Below are 19,342 nucleotides of genomic sequence, written 5' to 3' on the forward strand. Positions count from 1 at the left end.
GCGGACATGCGCCTGACCGCCTTCACCGACGTGTCCCTGCGCCTGGTCATGCGGCTCGCCGTGGCCGGGGAGGGCGAGCTCCTCACCACGCGCGCCGTCGCGGACATGACCTCGGTGCCCTACACCCACATGGCCAAGGCGGTGGCGCGCCTGTCCGAGCTGGGCGTGGTGGAGGCCCGCCGGGGCCGGGGCGGCGGCCTGCGGCTCACCGCACGGGGGCGGCGGACCCCGGTCGGCGCGATCGTCCGCGAACTGGAGGGCGCGGGGGACCTTGCCGGGTGCGAGGACGACCCGCCCTGCCCGCTGCGCGCCGCCTGCCGCCTGCGCGGCGCCCTGCACCGGGCCCGCGAGGCGTTCTACGCCTCCCTCGACGAGGTGACGGTGGAGTCCCTGGTGTCGTCCCCGGCCCGGGAGACCCTGGTCCTGCTGCGCCCGGAAGCGCCCGATCGGGACGCCTCCGGAATGTGACCGAGCTCTCCGCGGACCCCCGCCGCGGACCTTTCCCGGCCCCGCCGGGGACCCGCGCCCCACCGCCCGCGGGACCGAAGACCCTGGCCCCGGCGCCGCCCGCCGGGCACCCGGCCCCGCCCGGGGCCCCGCCCGGCCGGGCCCCGGCGGAGGGGGTCGCGGAGCCGCTCTTAATGTGCATTTCAGATGCAAATTAACGAGTGCGAGGAGGTCGCATGCTCTCCGCCGAGTCCGCCGCCACGGTCCGGGCCACCCTGCCCGTCGTCGCGGAACACCTGGACGCCGTCACCGCCCGCTTCTACGACACCATGCTGGGCGAACACCCCGAACTCCTGGACGGCCTCTTCAACCGCGGCAACCAGGCATCGGGCGAGCAGCGCCGCGCCCTGGCCGGGGCCGTGGCCGCCTTCGCCTCCGCCCTGCTCGCCCACCCCGGCGAGCGCCCCGACGCCCTGCTCGGCCGGATCGCCCACAAGCACGCCTCCCTCGGCGTCACCGAGGACCAGTACACCGTCGTCCACAAGTACCTGTTCGGCGCCATCGCCCACGTGCTCGGCGAGGCGGCCACCCCCGAGGTGGTCGCCGCCTGGGACGAGGTCTACTGGCTCATGGCCGGCGCCCTCATCGCCCTGGAGGCGCGCCTGTACGCCGACGCCGGGCACGCCACGGGCCGCGACGTGTGGCGCCCCTGGACCGTCACCGAGCGCAGCGAGCAGACCCCCGACACCGTCAGCCTCACCCTCGAACCCGGGGACGGCGCCGGGGCCCCGCCCGCCCCGCTCCCCGGCCAGTACGTCAGCGTCCGGGTGCGCATGCCCGACGGCGTCCGCCAGGCCCGCCAGTACACCCTCACCGGCTGGGACGGCACCCGCCGCCGCATCACCGTCAAGCGCCTGCGCGCCGGGTCGGCCCCCGCCGGGGAGGTCTCCACCCTCCTGCACGGGACCGCCCGCCCCGGCGACACCCTCATGGTGTCCGCCCCGGCCGGCGACGTGGTCCTGCCCGGCGGCGACCACCCGCTGCTGTTCGCCTCCGCCGGGATCGGCTGCACCCCCGTGGTCGCCCTGCTGCGCGGCCTGGCCGAACGCGGCGACACCCGGCCCGTCCTGGTCCTGCACGCCGACCGCTCGCCCGGGGACCACGCCCACCGCGACGAGGTCGCCGCCCTGGTCGACGCGCTGCCCGGCGCCCGTGCCCTCACCTGGTACGAGACCGGCGGCGGCGACCGCACCGGCCGGATGGACCTGTCCGGGGTGGACGTCCCCGAGGGGGTGGAGGCGTTCCTGTGCGGCCCCCTGCCGTTCATGCGCGGGGTGCGGGCCCGGCTGCTGGACGCCGGGGTCCCCGCCCGGCGTGTCCGCTACGAGGTGTTCGGCCCCGACCTGTGGCAGGGCACCGCCTGACCGCGGCCCGGTGCGGGGCGGTGCGGGACGCCGTACTGTGACGGGATGCAGGACGACTCCCCCCGCCCCGTGTTCATCGGCCGCGACCGCCAGCTCGCCGCCCTGGTCGAGGACGCCCACCGCGTCCGGTCCGAGGGCGCCCGTGCCCTGCTGGTCTGCGGCGACGCCGGGATCGGCAAGACCCGGCTCGTCGACGAGTACCGGGACCGGACGCCGCTGGGCCGCACCGCCGTCGGCGGCTGCCTCGAACTCGGCGGCGACGGCATCCCCTTCGCGCCCTTCACCGCGCTGCTGCGGGACCTGTCCCGCGACGGCGGCGCCGGGCCGGTGCCCGGGGCCGGCCCGGTCCCGGAGGCCGACGGCACCGGCCGGGCGCGGCTGTTCGAGTCCGTCCTCACCTTCCTGGAGGAGCGGGCGCGCGGGGACGGACTCCTCGTCGTCGTGGAGGACCTGCACTGGGCGGACGCCTCCACCCGCGACCTGCTGGTGTTCCTGATGAGCAACCTGGGGGAGGCCCCGGTCCACCTGGTGGCCACCGTGCGCACCGACGACCTGCACCGCACCCACCCGCTGCGCCGCCTGCTGCCCCAGGTCGAACGGCTGCCCCGGGTCTCGCGCCTGGACCTCGAACCGTTCAGCCGGGACGAGGTCGCCGCCCAGGCCACCGCCCTGCGCGGCGCCCCGCCCGCCGACCCCGACCTGCTGCACGAGCGCAGCGGCGGCAACCCCCTGTTCGTGGAGGCGTTCCTGGACGGACCGGGCGGTCCGCTGCCCGACGGGCCCCGCGAGCTGCTGACCTCCGCCGTCGACCGGCTGCCCGACGACGCCCGCCGGGTGGTCGGGCTGATCGCCGCCGCCGGGGACCGCATCGGCCACACCCTCCTGTCCGCGGTGGCCCGCCGGGCCGGGACCGGCGAGGAGGCCCTGGACGCCGCGCTGCGCCCGGCCGTGGACGCGCGGGTGCTGCGCGCCACGGCGGAGGGGTACGTCTTCCGGCACGCCCTGCTCGCCGAGGCCGTCTACACCGACCTGCTGCCCGGCGAGCGCATCCGCGCGCACCGGCGCTACGCCGAAGCGCTCCAGCGGGGGGTGCCGGGACTGGACGAGGCCGGCACCGCCCTGCAACTGGCCCACCACGCTCACGCCGCCGGGGACCAGCCGCTGGCCCTGTCCACCGCCTGGGCCGCGGCCCGGCACGCCGCCGACGCGGCCGCCCACCCCGAGCGGCTGGTCCTGCTCGAACGGGTCCTGGAACTGTGGGACCTCGTCCCCGACGCCGCCGAACGGGTGGGCGCGCCCCGCGCCGAGGTGCTGCGCCTGGCCGCCGCCGTGTGCCTGCTGGCCGGGTCGCTGCGCCGCGCGGTGGACTACGCCACCGAGGGCCTGGAGGAGCTGGGGGTCACCGGCCACCACGACCCGGGCGTCAAGGAGCCCCCGCCGCACCGCGCGCTCATCGCGGGTCTGCGCTACGTCCGCGCCTACGCCTACAAGGACCTGGGCAGCGACGGGGCGCTGGAGGACCTGGCCGACGCGTTCGTGGTGATGGAGAGGGGCGACCCCCACCAGGCCGCGGCCGGGGCGCTGCTGGCGTCCACGTTCATGGTGCGCGGCCACCCCACCCGGGCCCGCCACTCCGCGGAGAGGGCGCTGCGCACGGCCCGCGAGGCCGGCGACCGGGGCAGCGAGGCCGACGTGCTCGTCACCCTGGGCAGCCTGACCGCGCAGGAGGACCCGGACAGGGCTCTGCGGCTGCTCACGGAGGGCATCGCCCTCGCCCGCGCGACCGGGTACGTCCATGCGGAGCTGCGGGGGTGGATCAACCTCTCGGGGGTCCTCTCCGCGGAGGGGAGGGCGGCGGAGTCCTACGACACCGCGCGGCGCGGCCTGGAGCGCACCGGGGAGCTGGGGCTGGCGCGCACCCAGGGCCCGGCGTTCCGCCTGAGCATGGGGTTGAGCCGCTTCTACCAGCTGCGGGTGGAGGAGTGCGAGCGGCTGCTGGACCCGTCAGCGGGCGACCGGCTGATCCGGGCCCGGACGTGGACGCTGATCCAGCAGCTCGCCTTCTACCGGCAGGACGCCGCGGGCGCGGACAGGGCCTTGGAGGAGTTCCGCCGCCTGCTGCCCGAGGAGAGCAGTTCCCCGCCGGAGTACACGCCCATCCGCTTCACGGAGATGATGCGCACGGCGGTCGAGGGGCGGTTCGACACGGCGGCCGATATCGCCCGGCGCCTCCTGGACGAAGGCGACCGGGACGCCCCCCACCTGGACGGCCGGTACATGAGCAATCTCTCCTCCGTGGCCGAGGTGGCGGACATGATGCGCGACGAGCCGGAATGGCGGGAACGGGCGGCCGACCTGACCGCGGTCCTGCGCGAGGCCGCCGCCGCGCTGCCCCGGGACATGACGCACCCGGTGGACCGGCTGGTCCGCGACCAGGTCGCGGCCCAGTCCTCGCAGGACGCGGCCGCGGCCTCGCGGACCCTGGAGGGGCTGCTGCCGCAGGTGCGCGAGCACCGCTTCCACCGTGTGCACCTGCTGCTGGCGGCGGCGCGCGCCGCGGCCCGGGCGGGGGAGCCGGAGCGGGCCGCCGCACACCTGGAGGAGGTGGAGGGGGCCGCCCGGGAGAGCGGCCTGACCCTGTTCGCGGAGCTCGCCGACCGGATCCGCCGCGCACACGGCCTGCCCCGGCCGCGCACGCGGGCCGCGGGGGAGGCCCCGGCGGGGCTGACACAGCGGGAGGCGGAGGTGCTGCGCCTGGCGGCCCTGGGGATGACCAACCGGCAGATCGGGGAGAAGCTGTTCATCTCGGCCAAGACGGTGAGCGTCCACATGTCCAACCTCATGGGCAAGCTCGGGGTGGCCAACCGCGGCGCGGCCGCCGCGAAGGCCCGGGACCTGAACCTGGGCTGATGTCCGATATGTGATCTATGTCGTAAAGGTGGGGGTCGTTTCGCGGCCCGGGCATACTGGCGCCATGGCCCCCACTCCCACGGCGTTCATCGGACGCGGCCCCGACCTGGCACACCTGCTGGCCGAGGGGGACCTCGCCGCCCGCGGGGACGCCCGGGCCACCCTGGTCCTCGGGGACGCCGGGGTCGGCAAGACCCGCCTGCTGGAGGAGTACCTGCGGCGCACGCCCCTGCCCCGCGCGGCGGTCGGCGCCTGCCTGGAGACCAGCGGCGGCACCGTCGCCTTCGCCCCCTTCACCGCCGCCCTGCGCCACCTGGTCCGCGAGGTCCCGCCCTCCCCGGCCCGGGCCGGGGCGCTCGCCCGGCTGCTCCCCGAACTCGGGACCGCCGCCGCGCCCGACGAGGACCGCACCCGGCTGTTCGAGGCCGTCCTGTCCTACCTGGAGGACACCGCCGCCGACGGCGGCGGCCTGGCCCTGGTGGTCGAGGACCTGCACTGGGCCGACGCCTCCACCCGAGACCTCCTGCTCTTCCTGGTGCGCAACCTCGGCCCCGCCCCGGTCCACCTGCTGGCCACCGTCCGCACCGACGACCTGCACCGCGCCCACCCCCTGCGCCGCCTCCTGCCCGACCTGGAGCGCCCGGCCCGGGTCACCCGGCTGGACCTGGGTCCCTTCGGCCGCGAGGAGGTCGCCGCCCAGGCGGCCGCCCTGCGCGGCGGCGCCCGCCCCGAGCCGCGCGCGCTGGACCTGCTCTGCGAGCGCAGCGGCGGAAACCCCCTGTTCGTGGAGGCCCTGGTGTCGTCCCCGGACGACGGGCTCCCCGACACCTCACGCGACCTGCTGCTGCGCGCCGTCGACCGCCTCCCCGACACCGACCGCGCGGTGCTGGGCCTGGCCGCGCTGTCGGGGGTCCGCGTGCACCACGCGCTGCTGGCGGCGGTGGCCGGCGACCTCTCCGAGGACGAGCTGGACGGGGTGCTGCGCCGGGCCGTCGACGCCCGGGTGCTGAGCGTGGTGGGGGAGGACTACCGGTTCCGGCACGCGCTGCTGGCCGAGGCGGTGCGCGAGGACCTGCTGCCGGGGCGGCGGGTGCGCGGCCACCGCCGCTACGTGACCGCACTGGAGGCGGGGGTGCCGGGCCTGGCCGAACCGGAGCGGGTGCTGCGCCTGGCCCACCACGCCGACGCGGTGCACGACCACCCCCGCGCCTTCGCCGCCCTGTGGGCGGCGGCCGGGCACGCGGCGGACGCGTTCGCCCACCCCGAGCACCTGGCCGCGGTGGAGCGGCTGCTGGAGCTGTGGGAACTGCTGCCCGACCCGGAGGCCGCGGCCGCCCCGCTGGGCGTCACGCGCGCACGGCTGCTGCTGGACGCGGCCCGGGCGGCCGTGCAGATCGGCGGCTCCTCCCACGAAGCGCTGCGCTACACCGCCGAGGGGGCGGAGCAGTCCGCGGACCCCGTCTCCCGGGCGGGCTTCCTGCTGCTGCGGTCCCAGGCCCTCAAGGCGCTGCACCGCCGGAACGAGGGCCTGGAGGTACTGGACGAGGCGTCCGTGCTGCTGCCCCGGGGGCACCCGGACCACATCGCGGTCAGCGGCGCCCGGGCGGCGCTGCTCTACCTCGTGGGCCGGGACGCGGAGGCGCGGCGGGCCGCCCGGGACGTCCTGGACCGGGCGCGCGCGGCGGGGGACCGGCGCAGCGAGGCCGAGGCCCTCATCACCCTGGGCAGCACGCTGGAGGTGGGGCGCGCGGACGGCTCGCTGCCCCTGCTCACCGGGGGGATGGGGCTGGCGCGGGAACTGGGGATGGTCGACGCCGAGCTGCGGGCCCGGAACAACATCGCGGTCCACCACCTGTACCGGCTGGAGTGGCACGAGTGCCTGCGGGCGGAGCGGGAGTTCCTGGACCGGTGCGCGGAACTGGGGGTCCTCCGGACCCGCGGGCCCGTCCCCGAGACGGAGAAGGCGGGGGCGCTCCTGGACCTGGGGAGGATGCGCGAGGCCGAGGAGGTGCTGGCCGGGTCCTCCGGGGGCCGGCTCGACGAGGGGACCCGCCGGTTCGTGCTCGCCGAGATCCGGCTGGCCCAGCGGGACACCGCGGGGGCGCGGGAGCACTGGGAGCAGGCGGTCGAGGCGGTCCGGGACACCGACGCCCACCTGTTCGCGGCGGTGGACCAGGTGGGGGTCCGGGTGCTGACCGCGGAGGGGGACCTGGAGGGCGCGCTGGAGACGGCGTACCGGATGGTCGAGCGTGAGGAGGGAGGGCGGCCGACGCAGTCGTCGCTGAACGGGCCGGGGCCGCTGGCCGGACTGGTGCGCGCGCTGCGGCGGGCCGGCCGGGCCGGGGAGGCGGAGGAGCTGGCCGGGCGGGTCGGGGTGTACCTGCGTCCGTCGCAGTGGTGGTCCACCCCGTACGGGGAGCTGCGGCGCGCCCAGGCGCTGGCGCGTCTGACGGCCGACCCCGCCGGGTCCCTGGGGCACTGGGAACGGGCGCTGGAGATGGTGAGAGGCAGGGGTCTCCACGCGGAGGAGTTCCTGCTGCTGGAGGAGGCCTGCCGGGCCGCCGCCGAGGCGGGGGAGGGCGCCCGGGCCCGGGAGCTGTTCGGTCGGCTGGAGGAGGCCGTGGGGCTGCTGGACACCGACGCCCCGCTGCGCGAGCGGTACGTGGAACCGCTGCGCGCGGTGGCCGGGGAGCCGCGCCTCCCGGCGGGGCTGACGCCCCGGGAGGCCGAGGTGCTGGTGCGGGCGGCCGCGGGGCTCAGCAACACCGAGATCGGGGAGAAGCTGTTCATCTCGGCCAAGACGGTGAGCGTGCACATGTCCAACCTGATGGGCAAGCTCGGCGTGACCAACCGCCACGCGGCCGGGGCGCGGGCCCGGGAGCTGGGGCTCATTCCTCCCGCAGGGTGACCACGACCTTGCCGCGGGCGTGGCCCCCGGAGACGTGGGCGAGCGCGTCGGCGGCCTCCTCGAACGGGTGGGTGCGCTCGACCCGGACGCGCAGGCCGCCCCCGGCGATCCGGGCCAGCAGGTCCCCGACGTCCTCCCGGGCCGTCCGGGCCAGGAACGGGCGCAGGCGCTGCCGGGTGAAGGGCGAGGCCAGGGACGCGGCGGCGTTGCGCCACAGCGGGCCCATCATCCGTGTCCCGTTGCCCGAGGACAGCACCAGCGTGCCGTCGGGGGCGAGCGCGCCGCGCAGCTCGCGCAGGGTGCGGTTCCCGGCCAGGTCGATGACGGCGTCGTAGGGCCCGGTGCGGGTGAAGTCCTCGGCCGCGTAGTCGATCGCGCGGGCGCCGAGCGAGCGCACGAACCCGCTGCCGCCGGCGCTGCACACCCCGGTGACCTCGGCCCCCGCGGCCGCGGCCAGCTGCACGGCGAAGGAGCCCACGCCGCCCGCCGCGCCGTTGACGAGCACGCGGTCGCCGGGCCCCACTCCGCCGTCGCGCACCGCCTGGAGGGCGGTCACCCCGGCCAGCGGGACGGCGGCGGCGTCGTGCAGCGACACGGTGTCGGGCACGCGCGCCGCCCGTGACGCCTTGACGCAGGCGTACTCGGCGAGCGACCCCTCGCCCTCGCCGGCCACGCGGTCGCCGGGGCCGAGGCCTCGGACCCCGGGTCCGACGGCGTCGACCACGCCCGCCAGGTCCCGTCCCCGGATCCGCTGCCGCGGCCGGGACGGGCCGAACGCGAGGCGGCCCACGACGGGCTCGCCGCGCATGATGTACACGTCGGCGGCGTTCAGCGCCGCGGCGTGGACCCGGACGCGCACCTCGCCCTCACCGGGTTCGGGCACGGGGGCCTCGGCGAACGCGAGGACGTCGCGGGCCTCGCCGTAGGCGGTCTGTACGAGTGCTCGCATCAGGTCGGACATCGTCATTCCACCGTTCGCAGGATCTGCTCGATCGAGGCGGCGCGGGCGCGCAGTTCGGCGACGTCCGCGGCGGTGCGCTGCTGGGCGTCGAGGGTGGTGGCGGCCAGTTCCTCGTAGCGGGCCACCAGGCTCCGGAGTTCGTCGGCGCGGGCGGCGCCGATGGTGGTCTTGCGGGACTCCTGGCGGCCGGCCTCGATCGCGATGCCGATGAAGGTGGCGATCGTGAGCAGGCCGAGGATGAGGATCACGGTGGGCCAGTCCATTACTGCTTCTCCTTGACGGTGAGGCTCGCGGCCGCGGCGGCGATCAGTTCCGGGGTGAGGTGCAGGTCCAGGTCGGCGAGCTCGAAGTACTTCATGGCCTTGCCGTCGTCGGACAGCTCCAGGCTGCCGACGACCACTCCGGCCGCTTCGAGGCGCTGCAGGTGCATGTGGAGCAGCGGTCGGCTGATGCCGATGACGCGCGCGAGGCTGCTGACGTAGTCGCGGCCGCCCCGGAGCGTCGCGATGATCCGCAGGCGTACCGGGTTGGCGAGTGCGGCGAACAGTTCGACGAGCTCGTCACCGGTGGGTTCGCGCTGTGTCATGACTTCCCTATACGTGTAAGAAATTTCTTACATATGAAAGATAAGGCCGCCCTGCCCGCCGGCACAAGCCCCCGGCGGCGGCCGGCGCACTCACACGGCCCGGCGGCCTCGGGGCCGGAGCGGGGGCGGCCGCCCCCTCACGGCACCCGGCGGCCGGGCGGCTCCCAGACCGGGCCGGGCGGGACCGTGCGGCGGGCGGCGAGGTGGCGGCGGAGCAGGTCCAGGGCCGGGTGCGGGTCCCCGGTGCGGAACAGCAGCGAGTGCGGGTACACCGGCACCGGGTCGGCCAGCGGGATGCGGCGCAGACCGCAGGAGTCGGGCCACACGTACCGGTCCCCGGCGCACACCAGCGTCGCCACGGTCGCCGACTCCGCGATGGCGTCCAACAGGGCGTCGCTGCCGAAGTCCGGGCCCCTGGCGTCGATGCCCAGGCCGAACTCCTCCGCCAGGGCGTCGTAGTAGTCGGCCCACTCGGTGCCCGGGCGGATGCCGGGGATCCGGATCCGGTACCCGGCCAGATCCGCCGGGCGCAGCATCCCCGCCCCGGCCAGCGGGTGGCGCGGCCCCGTCAGCAACTGGAGGGGGTCGTCCAGGGCCCGTTCGGCGGTGACGCCCGCGGGCGGGTCGGCGACGGCGCGGAACGTGGCGTCGATCCGCCCGGCCAGGAGTTCCGTGACGGCGGCCCCGGCGCCGGCGTTCGGCAGCGAGACCACGTCCAGCCCGGTGTCCGGGTGGTCGAGGTGGAACCGGTGCAGGGCCGCGCCCGGGGCGATGCGCCGGCTCAGCACGTCCACCCGCAGCGCCCGCCTTCCCGGTCGTACGGAGGCCGCCGCGTGCTCCACGGCGCGCAGCACCCCGCGGGCGTGCGGGAGGAAGGCGCGGCCCTCCGGGGTGAGCCGGGCGCCGCCCGCGGTGCGGGTGAACAGCACCGCGCCCAGGGAGCGCTCGAGGTTCGCGACCCGTTTGGAGGCGGCCTGCTGGGTGACGCGCAGGTCGGCGGCGGCGTCCTGGAACCGCCCCGTCTCGGCGACGGCGACGAAGGTGCGCACGGCCTCGATGTCCATGCCCGCATCGTAGGGGGCCACAACGCGCGGTTGTGGACCGCACGTCCCGCCGTTGTTGGATCACGGGCGGGCCGGTCTGCTCTGATCTCTCCGTCAGCGGGCGGCCGTCGGAAGGGATCGGATGTCGCGGCAGGGGCCGGGAGGCGCGTTCGGGTGGCTGTGGGCGGGGTTCGCCGTGTCCACGGCCGGCACCTGGCTGGCGTTCGGGGCGTTCCCCCTGATCGCGGTCACGGTGCTGAGGGCGGGACCGGCGCAGGTGTCGGCTCTGGCCGCCGCGGGGACCGCGGCGGGGGCGCTGCTGGCGCTGCCGCTGGGGCCGTGGGCGGAACGGCGGCGCAAGAGGCCGGTCATGATCGGGGCCGACGCCGTCAGGTGCGCCGCGCTGCTGTCGGTCCCGGCCGCCTACTGGTGCGGCCTGCTGACGTACACGCAGCTGCTCGTGGTGTCGGTGGTCACCGCGGCGGCCGGGATCACGTTCACCTCGGTCGGCGGCGCCCACCTCAAACAGATCGTGCGGCCCGAGCACCTGGTGGTGGCGCACGGCCGGTTCGAGGCGACGACCTGGACCGCGACGACGGTCGGGCCGGTGGCGGGCGGAGCGGCCGTCGGGCTGCTGGGACCGGTGGCCACGGTGGCCGCGAACGCCCTCGGGTTCCTGGCGTCGGCGCTGGCGGTCGCGGCGATCCGGGACCGGGAGGAGCCGCCCGCGCGTCCGGAGCCCGCGCGGGCCGCGGACCTGGTCCGGGGATGGCGGTTCGTCCACGCCGACCCCGTGCTGCGGCCGCTGTTCCGGAACACGGTGGCGGTGAACGCGCTGATCATGGCCACCGAGCCGCTGCTGGCGGTGCTGTTGCTGGGAGAACTCGGCTGGTCGGCCTGGCAGTACGGGCTGGCGCTGGGCCTGCCGTGCCTGGGCGGGCTCTGCGGGGCGCGGCTCGCCCCGCGGCTGGAGGCGCGCTACGGGCGCCGCCGGGTACTGCGGGCCGCCGGGACGCTGCGGGCGGTGTGGCCGCTCGGGCTGGTCCCGGTGGTGCCGGGCCCGGCCGGGATGGTGCTGGTCATCGCGGTTCAGGCGGCGATGATCACCTGCATCGGGGTGTTCAACCCGCTGTTCGCCGCCGAGCGCCTGCGGCGCGTCCCGGCGGAGCGGGCGGCCCGGGTCCTGGTGGCCTGGAACGTGACGAGGGCCGTGGTGGTCGCCGCCGTGACCGCGCTGTGGGGCCTGCTCGCGGCGGTGACGGGCGCGCGGTCCGCGATCGCCGCCGCCGGGGTGCTGCTGCTCCTCACCCCGCTCCTGTTGAGCGCGGGTGCCCGTGCGCCCGGCCGGCGGGCGGCGGGAGGACCAGGGGCATGAGGACGACCCGCACGCGCCCGCCCCGCCCGCTGTTCGCGCTGTACACCGCCCTCCTGCCGGCCGGTGCCGCGCTCGCCGTGTGGTGGGCGGCCCGGACCTCCCCGGAAGAGGCGCGCGACCGGGGGATCACCGCAGGAGGCGGACTACGCGATCACCCTGCCGCCGCTGCCGGAGTGGTCCGTGCCCGTCACCGGGGGCGCCGCCCTCACCGCCCTCCTCAAGCACTGACGGTGCCCCGGACAGGGCGCGGGCCCCGGCCGGGCGGCCGGGGCCCGCGGTGTCCTGGGCCTACAGGGTGGGCAGGTAGCGCTGGAGCTCGTACGGGGTCACCTGGCGGCGGTAGTCGTGCCACTCCGCCTTCTTGTTGCGCAGGAAGAAGTCGAAGACGTGCTCGCCCAGCGTCTCGGCGACCAGCTCGCTGTTCTCCATCAGGCGCAGCGCCTCGTCCAGGCTCTGCGGCAGCGGCCGGATCCCCAGCGCCCGGCGCTCGGCGTCGGTGAGCGCCCACACGTCGTCCTCGGCGCCCGGGGGCAGCTCGTACCCCTCCTCGATGCCCTTCAGGCCCGCGGCCAGGATCACCGCGTACGCCAGGTACGGGTTGCAGGCCGTGTCCAGGGACCGGATCTCGATCCGGCTGGAGTTCGACTTGCCCGGCTTGTACATGGGCACCCGCACCAGCGCCGACCGGTTGTTGTGGCCCCAGCAGATGTACGCGGGCGCCTCGCCGCCCATGCCCGCCGAGGCGGCGGGGTCGTCCCACAGCCGCTTGTAGGAGTTCACCCACTGGTTGGTGACGGCGGTGATCTCGTCGGCGTGCCGCAGCAGGCCCGCGATGAACCCGCGCCCGACCTTGGACAGCTGGTACTCGGCGCCGGGCTCGTAGAACGCGTTGCGGTCGCCCTCGAACAGCGACAGGTGGGTGTGCATGCCCGACCCCGGGTACTGGGTGAAGGGCTTGGGCATGAACGTCGCGTACACGTCCTGCTCCATCGCCACCTCCTTCATCACGAGCCGGAAGGTCATGATGTTGTCGGCGGTGGTCAGCGCGTCCGCGTACCGCAGGTCGATCTCCTGCTGGCCGGGCCCGCCCTCGTGGTGGCTGAACTCCACCGAGATGCCCATGGCCTCGAGCATGTTGATGGCGTTGCGCCGGAAGTCGTGCGCGCTGTTGTGCGGGGTGTGGTCGAAGTAGCCGCCGGAGTCGTTGGGCACGGGCAGCTCGCCCAGCTCGGGCATCTTCTTGAGCAGGTAGAACTCGATCTCGGGGTGCGTGTAGAACGTGAACCCGAGGTCGGAGGCCTTGCCGAGCTGGCGCTTGAGGACGTGCCGGGGGTCGGCGGAGGACGGCGAGCCGTCGGGCATGAGGATGTCGCAGTACATGCGCGCGGTGCCGTGCGGCTCGTTGCGCCAGGGCAGCACCTGGAACGTGGACGGGTCGGGCTGGGCCAGCATGTCGGCCTCGTACACGCGGGCGAAGCCCTCGATGGCGGAGCCGTCGAACCCGATGCCCTCGGAGAAGGCCGCCTCGAGCTCGGCGGGTGCCACGGCGACCGACTTGAGGTACCCGAGCACGTCGGTGAACCACAGCCGTACGAACCGGATGTCGCGCTCCTCCAACGTGCGGAGCACGAATTCCTGCTGTCGATTCACGATCAACCTTCCTCGATGACGGTCGGCCCTGGTCGGGTGTCCCGGGCCCAGTCTGCCGTGTGCATATTTCCGGGGTATTTCCGCGCCCGTCCCGACGGCCGTCCGGTTCGTCCCCCTGTCGCTCCTCTTCCTCGCATTATGGTCGGTGACGGCGCGTTGCGGGGACTCCCGCACGGGCGCGGCCGGGAACCCTCCGGCTAGGCTCGTGGTCGTGGCACAGCTGAGAATCGCACTCGCCCAGGTCAACCCGACGGTCGGTGACCTGGAGGGCAATCTGAGGATCGTCGTGGACTCCGCGCGGGAGGCCCGGGACCGGGGGGCGCACCTGCTCGCCCTGCCGGAGATGGTGGTCACCGGCTACCCGGTGGAGGACCTGGCCCTGCGCAACTCCTTCGTGTCGGCCTCGGTCAAGGCCGTGCACCGCCTGGCCGGGGAGCTGGCGGAGCAGGGGCTGGGCGACCTGCCGGTGGTGGTGGGCTTCCTGTCCCGCCGGGAGGGGCCCGGGGCCCGGTACGGCCAGCCCGCGGGCGCGCCGCAGAACTCGGTGGCGGTCCTGCACGGGGGCGCGGTGGTGGTCACCTCCGCCAAGCACCACCTGCCGAACTACGGGGTGTTCGACGAGTTCCGCAACTTCGTGCCGGGCGACACCTTCCCGGTGGTGCGGGTGCGCGGCGTCGACGTGGGCATCGCGGTGTGCGAGGACCTGTGGCAGGAGGGCGGCCCGGTGACGGCGGCCCGCGCGGCCGGGGTGGGGCTGCTGCTGTCGCTCAACGGGTCCCCCTACGAGCGGCACAAGGACGACGTGCGCCTGGAGCTGTGCCAGAGGCGCGCCCGGGAGATCGGCGCGGCGCTGGCCTACGTGAACATGGTGGGCGGCCAGGACGAGCTGGTCTTCGAGGGCGACTCGCTGGTGGTGGACGCCGAGGGCGAGCTGGTGGCGCGCGCCCCCCAGTTCACCGAGACGCTGCTGGTGGCGGACCTCGACCTGCCCCTCGGCTCCGCACCCGGCACGGGCTCCGACACCGCGCCCCATACGGGCTCCGACACCGCCTCCGGCGCCGACCCGGCCCCCGGCGGGGTCGTGGACGGCCTGGCCATCGTGCGCCGCACCGTCTCAAGCACCCCGGTCGAGCCCTACGAACCCCTGGAGAACGTGGTCACCCCGCGCCCGGACCCCCTCTCCGACGTGGGCGAGGTCTACCGGGCCCTGGTCACGGGCCTGCGCGACTACGTGGCCAAGAACGGCTTCGCCTCGGTCCTGGTGGCGATCTCCGGGGGCATCGACTCCGCGCTCACCGCCACCATCGCCGTCGACGCGGTCGGCGCCGACCGGGTGCACGGGGTGCTGCTGCCCAGCGGGCACTCCAGCGGCCACTCGGTCACCGACGCCGAGGAGCTGGCCCGGCGCCAGGGCTTCGCGGCCCGCACGATCGCGATCGCGCCGGTGGTGGACGCCTTCGAGGCGGCCACCGCCGCCGCGGACGCGCCGCTGGACGGGCTGTCGGCGGAGAACCTCCAGGCGCGGGTGCGCGGCACCCTCGTGATGGCGCTGTCCAACCAGGAGGGCCACCTGGTGCTGGCCACCGGCAACAAGAGCGAGGCGGCCACCGGGTACTCGACGCTGTACGGCGACTCGGTGGGCGGGTTCGCGCCCATCAAGGACTGCTGGAAGACGCTGGTGTGGGAGCTGTCCCGGTGGCGCAACGCCGAGGCGGTCCGGGCGGGAGAGGTGCCGCCGATCCCGGAGAACTCGATCGAGAAGCCGCCCAGCGCGGAGCTGCGCCCGGACCAGCTCGACACCGACTCGCTGCCCGACTACGAGCTGCTGGACGCGGTCCTGGACGCCTACATCGGCACCGACAAGGGCGAGGCGGAGCTGGTCTTCGCCGGCTACGACCCGGACCTGGTGCGGCGGGTGATCCGGCTGGTGGACCGGGCCGAGTACAAGCGCCGCCAGTCGGCGCCGGGCACCAAGATCAGCGCCCGCAACCTGGGCCGGGACCGGCGGCTGCCGATCACTAACCGCTGGACGGTCTGACCCCGGCCCGGCCCGGGGTCAGACCGCCGCGGTCCGGTCGCCTCAGCCCAGCCGGCCCAGGGCCTGGCGGCCCAGCTCGCCCATGAGCCCCACCTCGACGCTGCGGTCCGCGCCCTCCCCGCCGCCGGGGCCGGGCGTGAAGGCGCGCACCACGGTGACGTGCACCTCCCCCTGGCGGGCCAGCAGGGTCGCCAGGAAGGCGCCGTCCCGTTCCGCCAGGGCCAGGCGGCTCTGTTCACCGGCGTTGGAGCTCTGGTCCCAGTGGACGCCCTCCTCGCCGCCCCGGACACGGGCGAACTCCTCGTCGAAGCGGTGCCGTGCCCGGTCGGCGTCCTCCCAGGCGGTGTAGGACACGGACAGGCCGTGGAGGCCGCCGTCCGGGCTCAGGGCGCTCCAGGAGCAGCCGCGCTCACCGGGGACGCCGGAGGACGCCGCGTGCCCCAGCCCGGCCAGGGTCTCCTCGGTCAGAGCGGTGCAGGGCTCGTCGGGGAGCGTGTACGGTCCCGGGCCGAGGTCGAGCCGGCTCGCCTGCTCCGGTCCCGCGTAGGCGAGCAGGTCGGCCGAGGGGGCGCCCTGGGCCGGGGAGGGGGAGACCGCGTCGGTGGGGGATCCGGCGCCGGCCGGGGCGGCGGGCCCGGTCCCGGGGCCGGAGCCCAGGATGAGGGCCCCGGCTGCGAACAAGAGGGCGACGGCGGCCGCGGACACGACCGCGGTCTTCCGGGTGCGGACACGTCGGGCGGGCACGGCAGAGGTGGGCATGGGGGATACCTCGTCGGTGGGGGAGCGCCTGGCATCGTGGTCTTCCCGCCACCCTATGCCGCCTCCCGGGCCCGGCTCCAGACCGGTTCCGGGCCCGGGGCCGGGGCTACCCCAGGCCGAGTTCGCGCAGCCGGGCGCCGGCGGTGGCGCGGTTGGGCACGCCCAGCTTGGCGAGGATGTTGGACACGTGGACGCTGGCCGTCTTGGCGGAGATGAACAGCTCCTCGGCGATGCGGGCGTTGGTGCTCCCGGCGGCGAGCAGCCGGGCGACCTCCAGTTCGCGGGCGGTCAGCCCGGCGGGGGCGGGGGCGGGCGCCCCGCCGGCGGGTCCGACACCGAGCCGGCGGGCCAGGTCGGCGGCGGAGGCGGCCAGCGGGACGGCCCCGTGCCGGTCGGCGGCCTCGTAGGCCGCGCGCACCAGCTCCCGGGCCCGGTCGCGCTCCCCGGCCGCCACGGCGGCGCGGGCGGCGCGCAGCCGGGCGGAGGCCAGGTGGAGGGGCATGGGGGTGGCCTCCCAGGCGGCCACCGCCTTCTCCCACAGGCCGAGGCGGTCGGCGGGGCCGCTGCCGTCGAGGTCGGCGGCGTAGGCCAGGATCCGGGCGCGGTGGGCGCGCTGCGGGGTGCCGGTGACGGCCATGGCCCCCATGACCTTCACCGCCATGGCCATGACGCGGCGGGCCCGGTCACCCCCTGCACCGCCGTCCCCCGCGCCGTTCCCGGCGGTGCCGGCCCCGGCCGCCCGCGCGGCGGCCTCGGCCATCACGTCGACCAGCGGCCAGGTGTAGCCGCGCGAGGCCTCCAGCTCCAGCTGCTCCAGGGCCTGCTCGGACAGGGCCAGGACGGCGTCCACCGAGCCCTCCGCCAGGCCCGTCTCCAGCTTGGCCAGCAGGTCCAGCTGGATGATGTTCATGCGCTGCGCGCCGGGGACGCGCTCGCCCGGCGCCCAGCGGGAGACCCGCCGGGCGGTCTCCAGGTCGCCGGTGGCGGCGGCGCTGCGGGCCAGCACCGCGTCCACGTAGGAGCGGTCCTTGACGGGGCCGCGGGTGCGCAGGATCATCTCGCAGATCTCGCGGGCCTCGGCCAGGTTGCCCAGCTCGAAGTGGATCTCGGCGCGGTTCTGGTGGTTGAACGTCTTGTGGACCGACGCCCAGCCCATCTCCTCGTGGCGGGCCAGGGACTCCTCCAGCACTCGCAGCCCCTCCTCGTGGCGGCCCAGCTCGCGCAGGAAGTGCCCGAGGTTCCCGGCGCCGCGCGCCTCCAGGGAGGGTTCGGACACCTCGGCGGCGATCCTCATGGCCTCCTCGATGAGCGGGCGGCCGCGCTCCAGGTCGCCCTCGCCGATGTGGAGGCTGCCCAGGGTGATGCGGGCGTCGGCGGCCGCGCACCGGTCGGTCGGGTCGGTGGTCTCGGCCAGGGCGATCGCCTTCTCGGCCAGCTCGCGCGCCGAGTGCCCGGTCTCGCGCAGGTCGCGCAGCCGCTCCTGGTCGGGCGGGACGAGGCGGTCGGCGCGGTGGCGCAGGCTCTCGCGGGCCAGGACGGACAGCAGGGACGCGTAGCCCGGCATGTGGGGCGGGTGCAGGTCCAGGGCGGCCACCAGGTCGTCGATGCCGCCGCCGCAGGTGGTCAGGGAGCGGGCCAGGCCGCGGCGGCGCAGCAGGGTGGCCTTGACGGCGCGGGTGTGGTCGTCGGCGGGGTCCTCGGGGAGGGTGGCCAGGGCCTCGTCGGCGAGTTCGAGGGCGCGGCGGCCGCGCCCGGCGTCCACGGCGGCGCCGGCGGCGCGGGAGACGACCTCGGCCCAGGTGTGGTCCTGGACCCGTTCCCGGGCGTCGGGCACCTGGTCCCACAGGGACAGGACACGCTCCAGCATGTCGAGCTCCTCGCTGGAGGCGAGGGTGTCCCCGGCGCGGACGGCGGCCCACCAGGCGGCCTGCAGCGCCCGGGGCAGCTCGCGGGCGGCCATGTAGTGGTGGGCCTCCTCCGAGGCGCGCCGCTCGTAGGGGAACAGGTCGGGCCGCTCGTCGATGAGCAGGGCGAAGCGCAGGTGCAGGCGGGTGTGCGGGCCGGGCAGGAGCTCGCCGTGCACGGCGTCGCGCAGCAGGGCGTGCCGGAACCGGTAGCCCTCGCCGTCGACCTTGAGGACGTTGGCGTCGACCAGGGCGTGCAGGGCAGCCTCGAGGTCGCCGTCGGGCAGGCCGGCGGCCTGGCGCAGCACCTCGTGGTCGATGCCGCCGGAGACGGCGCCCACGGAGGCCGTGCGCAGGACGGAGCGAGCGGTGTCGTCGAACCCCTGGAGGGGCTCCAGGAGCAGGTCGCGGAACCGGTCGGGGACGTCGCCGTGCCCGGCGGGGGCGTCGGCCAGGGACTCTACGAACAGGGGCACGCCCTCGGTGCGGCGGTAGAGCTCGTCCAGCTCGTGCGGGGGCAGCGGTCGGCCGCCGCGCAGGGCGGCGGCGTGCTCGCCGGTCTCGGCGAGGGTGAGCGGGGCCAGCCGCAGGGACTCCACGCCCGGGACGCGTTCGAGTTCGGGCAGCAGGCGGCGCAGCGGGTGGGCGCGGTGCAGGTCGTCGCTGCGGTAGGTGGCGATGATCTGCACACCGGGCAGTTCGAGGTTGCGGATGAGGAAGACGAGCAGGTCGCGGCTGGCGCTGTCGGCCCAGTGCAGGTCCTCCAGGACGAAGGTCACGCCCTCGTCCCCGGCGCTGTGGTAGAGCAGGCGCAGCACCTGTTCGAAGAGGATGCCGCGGTTCTCGGGCTCGTGGAAGGCGCCCCGGCCGCCGGTGCGGTTGGCGGAGAGTTCGCCCAGCTCGGGCAGGAGGCGGGCGAGTTCGCCGGTGCCGCCGGGGGCGGCCGCCGCGAAGAGCTCGGGCCCGCGCTCGCGCAGGAGCCGGCGCAGGATCGCGGTGAAGGGGGCGTAGGCGAGGCCGTCGCCGCCCAGTTGCAGGCAGGCGCCGACGTACACGGCTCCCGGGGGGAGGGTGGCGGCGAACTCGCTGATGAGGCGGCTCTTGCCGACTCCCGCGTCGCCGCCCAGGAGGATCATGCCGGGGCCTGTGGTGCGGGTGCGACGGGCGTGGTCGCGCAGGGCTCCGAGTTCGGCCTCGCGGCCGATGAACACGGGACCGTTGTCGACAAGAAGGGGCATACCGCTCATTATGCCGACCCCGGGTGTCGGTCCGATGGGAATTTCCGGTCGTGGCGGCGGGGCAGGGGACCGGTCGGTGCCGGCCGGGCCCGGCCGGGC

Annotated in this window: 13 protein-coding genes; 6 read left to right on the plus strand and 7 right to left on the minus strand. The window is 75.9% G+C overall.

Annotated features, from left to right (window positions below):
• Positions 1-6: 6 nt before the first annotated feature.
• The 4 genes from K1J57_RS18630 (at position 7) to K1J57_RS34005 (ending at position 7,689) form a co-directional block, all read left to right on the plus strand.
• Complete coding sequence (locus tag K1J57_RS18630; RefSeq protein WP_220559835.1) at positions 7-468, plus strand: Rrf2 family transcriptional regulator; 462 nt, start codon at positions 7-9, stop codon at positions 466-468.
• Between the two features lie 215 nt (positions 469-683).
• Positions 684-1,871 (plus strand): globin domain-containing protein, encoded by a 1,188-nt coding sequence (locus tag K1J57_RS18635; protein WP_220559836.1) that lies wholly within the window; start codon positions 684-686, stop codon positions 1,869-1,871.
• Between the two features lie 45 nt (positions 1,872-1,916).
• Positions 1,917-4,781, plus strand: coding sequence for an AAA family ATPase (locus tag K1J57_RS18640; RefSeq protein WP_220559838.1), 2,865 nt, complete (start codon positions 1,917-1,919; stop codon positions 4,779-4,781).
• A gap of 64 nt (positions 4,782-4,845) precedes the next feature.
• Positions 4,846-7,689 (plus strand): helix-turn-helix transcriptional regulator, encoded by a 2,844-nt coding sequence (locus tag K1J57_RS34005; RefSeq protein WP_220559839.1) that lies wholly within the window; start codon positions 4,846-4,848, stop codon positions 7,687-7,689.
• Here K1J57_RS34005 and K1J57_RS18650 read toward each other — a convergent pair.
• The 4 genes from K1J57_RS18650 to K1J57_RS18665 all read right to left on the minus strand — a co-directional run bounded on the left by K1J57_RS18650 (position 7,670) and on the right by K1J57_RS18665 (position 10,300).
• Complete coding sequence (locus K1J57_RS18650; protein WP_220559840.1) at positions 7,670-8,638, minus strand: NAD(P)-dependent alcohol dehydrogenase; 969 nt, start codon at positions 8,636-8,638, stop codon at positions 7,670-7,672. The genes K1J57_RS34005 and K1J57_RS18650 overlap by 20 nt on opposite strands.
• Positions 8,639-8,652: 14 nt before the next feature.
• A complete protein-coding gene (locus K1J57_RS18655) occupies positions 8,653-8,913 on the minus strand; it encodes a hypothetical protein (RefSeq protein ID WP_220559841.1) in 261 nt (86 codons plus the stop codon).
• Positions 8,913-9,236, minus strand: coding sequence for a winged helix-turn-helix domain-containing protein (locus K1J57_RS18660; protein ID WP_220559842.1), 324 nt, complete (start codon positions 9,234-9,236; stop codon positions 8,913-8,915). Before K1J57_RS18660 ends, K1J57_RS18655 begins: the two co-directional genes overlap by 1 nt.
• Before the next feature lie 137 nt (positions 9,237-9,373).
• On the minus strand, positions 9,374-10,300 hold the full coding sequence (locus K1J57_RS18665) for a LysR family transcriptional regulator (protein WP_220559843.1): 927 nt from the start codon (positions 10,298-10,300) through the stop codon (positions 9,374-9,376).
• A gap of 121 nt (positions 10,301-10,421) precedes the next feature.
• Between K1J57_RS18665 and K1J57_RS18670 the strand changes: the two genes are divergently transcribed.
• Positions 10,422-11,654, plus strand: a complete 1,233-nt coding sequence (locus K1J57_RS18670) for an MFS transporter (protein WP_220559844.1) — start codon at positions 10,422-10,424, stop codon at positions 11,652-11,654.
• A gap of 288 nt (positions 11,655-11,942) precedes the next feature.
• On the opposite strand, the gene K1J57_RS18675 is transcribed toward K1J57_RS18670, so the two are convergent.
• Entirely contained in the window at positions 11,943-13,304 is a 1,362-nt protein-coding gene (locus K1J57_RS18675) for a glutamine synthetase family protein (RefSeq protein WP_220559845.1), read from the minus strand.
• A 211-nt stretch (positions 13,305-13,515) separates the two neighbouring features.
• Between K1J57_RS18675 and K1J57_RS18680 the strand changes: the two genes are divergently transcribed.
• Entirely contained in the window at positions 13,516-15,342 is a 1,827-nt protein-coding gene (locus K1J57_RS18680) for an NAD+ synthase (RefSeq protein ID WP_220559846.1), read from the plus strand.
• Positions 15,343-15,384: 42 nt separating this feature from the next.
• Here K1J57_RS18680 and K1J57_RS18685 read toward each other — a convergent pair whose 3' ends face one another.
• On the minus strand, positions 15,385-16,101 hold the full coding sequence (locus K1J57_RS18685) for a DUF3558 domain-containing protein (protein WP_220559848.1): 717 nt from the start codon (positions 16,099-16,101) through the stop codon (positions 15,385-15,387).
• A 106-nt stretch (positions 16,102-16,207) separates the two neighbouring features.
• Positions 16,208-19,252 (minus strand): AAA family ATPase, encoded by a 3,045-nt coding sequence (locus tag K1J57_RS18690; RefSeq protein ID WP_220559849.1) that lies wholly within the window; start codon positions 19,250-19,252, stop codon positions 16,208-16,210.
• Positions 19,253-19,342: the final 90 nt, after the last annotated feature.

This window comes from Nocardiopsis sp. MT53 (assembly GCF_019598965.1).
Lineage (GTDB): Bacteria > Actinomycetota > Actinomycetes > Streptosporangiales > Streptosporangiaceae > Nocardiopsis > Nocardiopsis changdeensis.

Coding starts and splice junctions, on each gene's coding strand:
- K1J57_RS18630 (WP_220559835.1), top strand. CDS start 7: ATGCGCCTGACCGCCTTCACCGACGTGTCCCTGCGCCTGGTCATGCGG.
- K1J57_RS18635 (WP_220559836.1), top strand. CDS start 684: ATGCTCTCCGCCGAGTCCGCCGCCACGGTCCGGGCCACCCTGCCCGTC.
- K1J57_RS18640 (WP_220559838.1), top strand. CDS start 1,917: ATGCAGGACGACTCCCCCCGCCCCGTGTTCATCGGCCGCGACCGCCAG.
- K1J57_RS34005 (WP_220559839.1), top strand. CDS start 4,846: ATGGCCCCCACTCCCACGGCGTTCATCGGACGCGGCCCCGACCTGGCA.
- K1J57_RS18650 (WP_220559840.1), bottom strand. CDS start 8,638: ATGCGAGCACTCGTACAGACCGCCTACGGCGAGGCCCGCGACGTCCTC.
- K1J57_RS18655 (WP_220559841.1), bottom strand. CDS start 8,913: ATGGACTGGCCCACCGTGATCCTCATCCTCGGCCTGCTCACGATCGCC.
- K1J57_RS18660 (WP_220559842.1), bottom strand. CDS start 9,236: ATGACACAGCGCGAACCCACCGGTGACGAGCTCGTCGAACTGTTCGCC.
- K1J57_RS18665 (WP_220559843.1), bottom strand. CDS start 10,300: ATGGACATCGAGGCCGTGCGCACCTTCGTCGCCGTCGCCGAGACGGGG.
- K1J57_RS18670 (WP_220559844.1), top strand. CDS start 10,422: ATGTCGCGGCAGGGGCCGGGAGGCGCGTTCGGGTGGCTGTGGGCGGGG.
- K1J57_RS18685 (WP_220559848.1), bottom strand. CDS start 16,101: ATGCCCACCTCTGCCGTGCCCGCCCGACGTGTCCGCACCCGGAAGACC.
- K1J57_RS18690 (WP_220559849.1), bottom strand. CDS start 19,252: ATGAGCGGTATGCCCCTTCTTGTCGACAACGGTCCCGTGTTCATCGGC.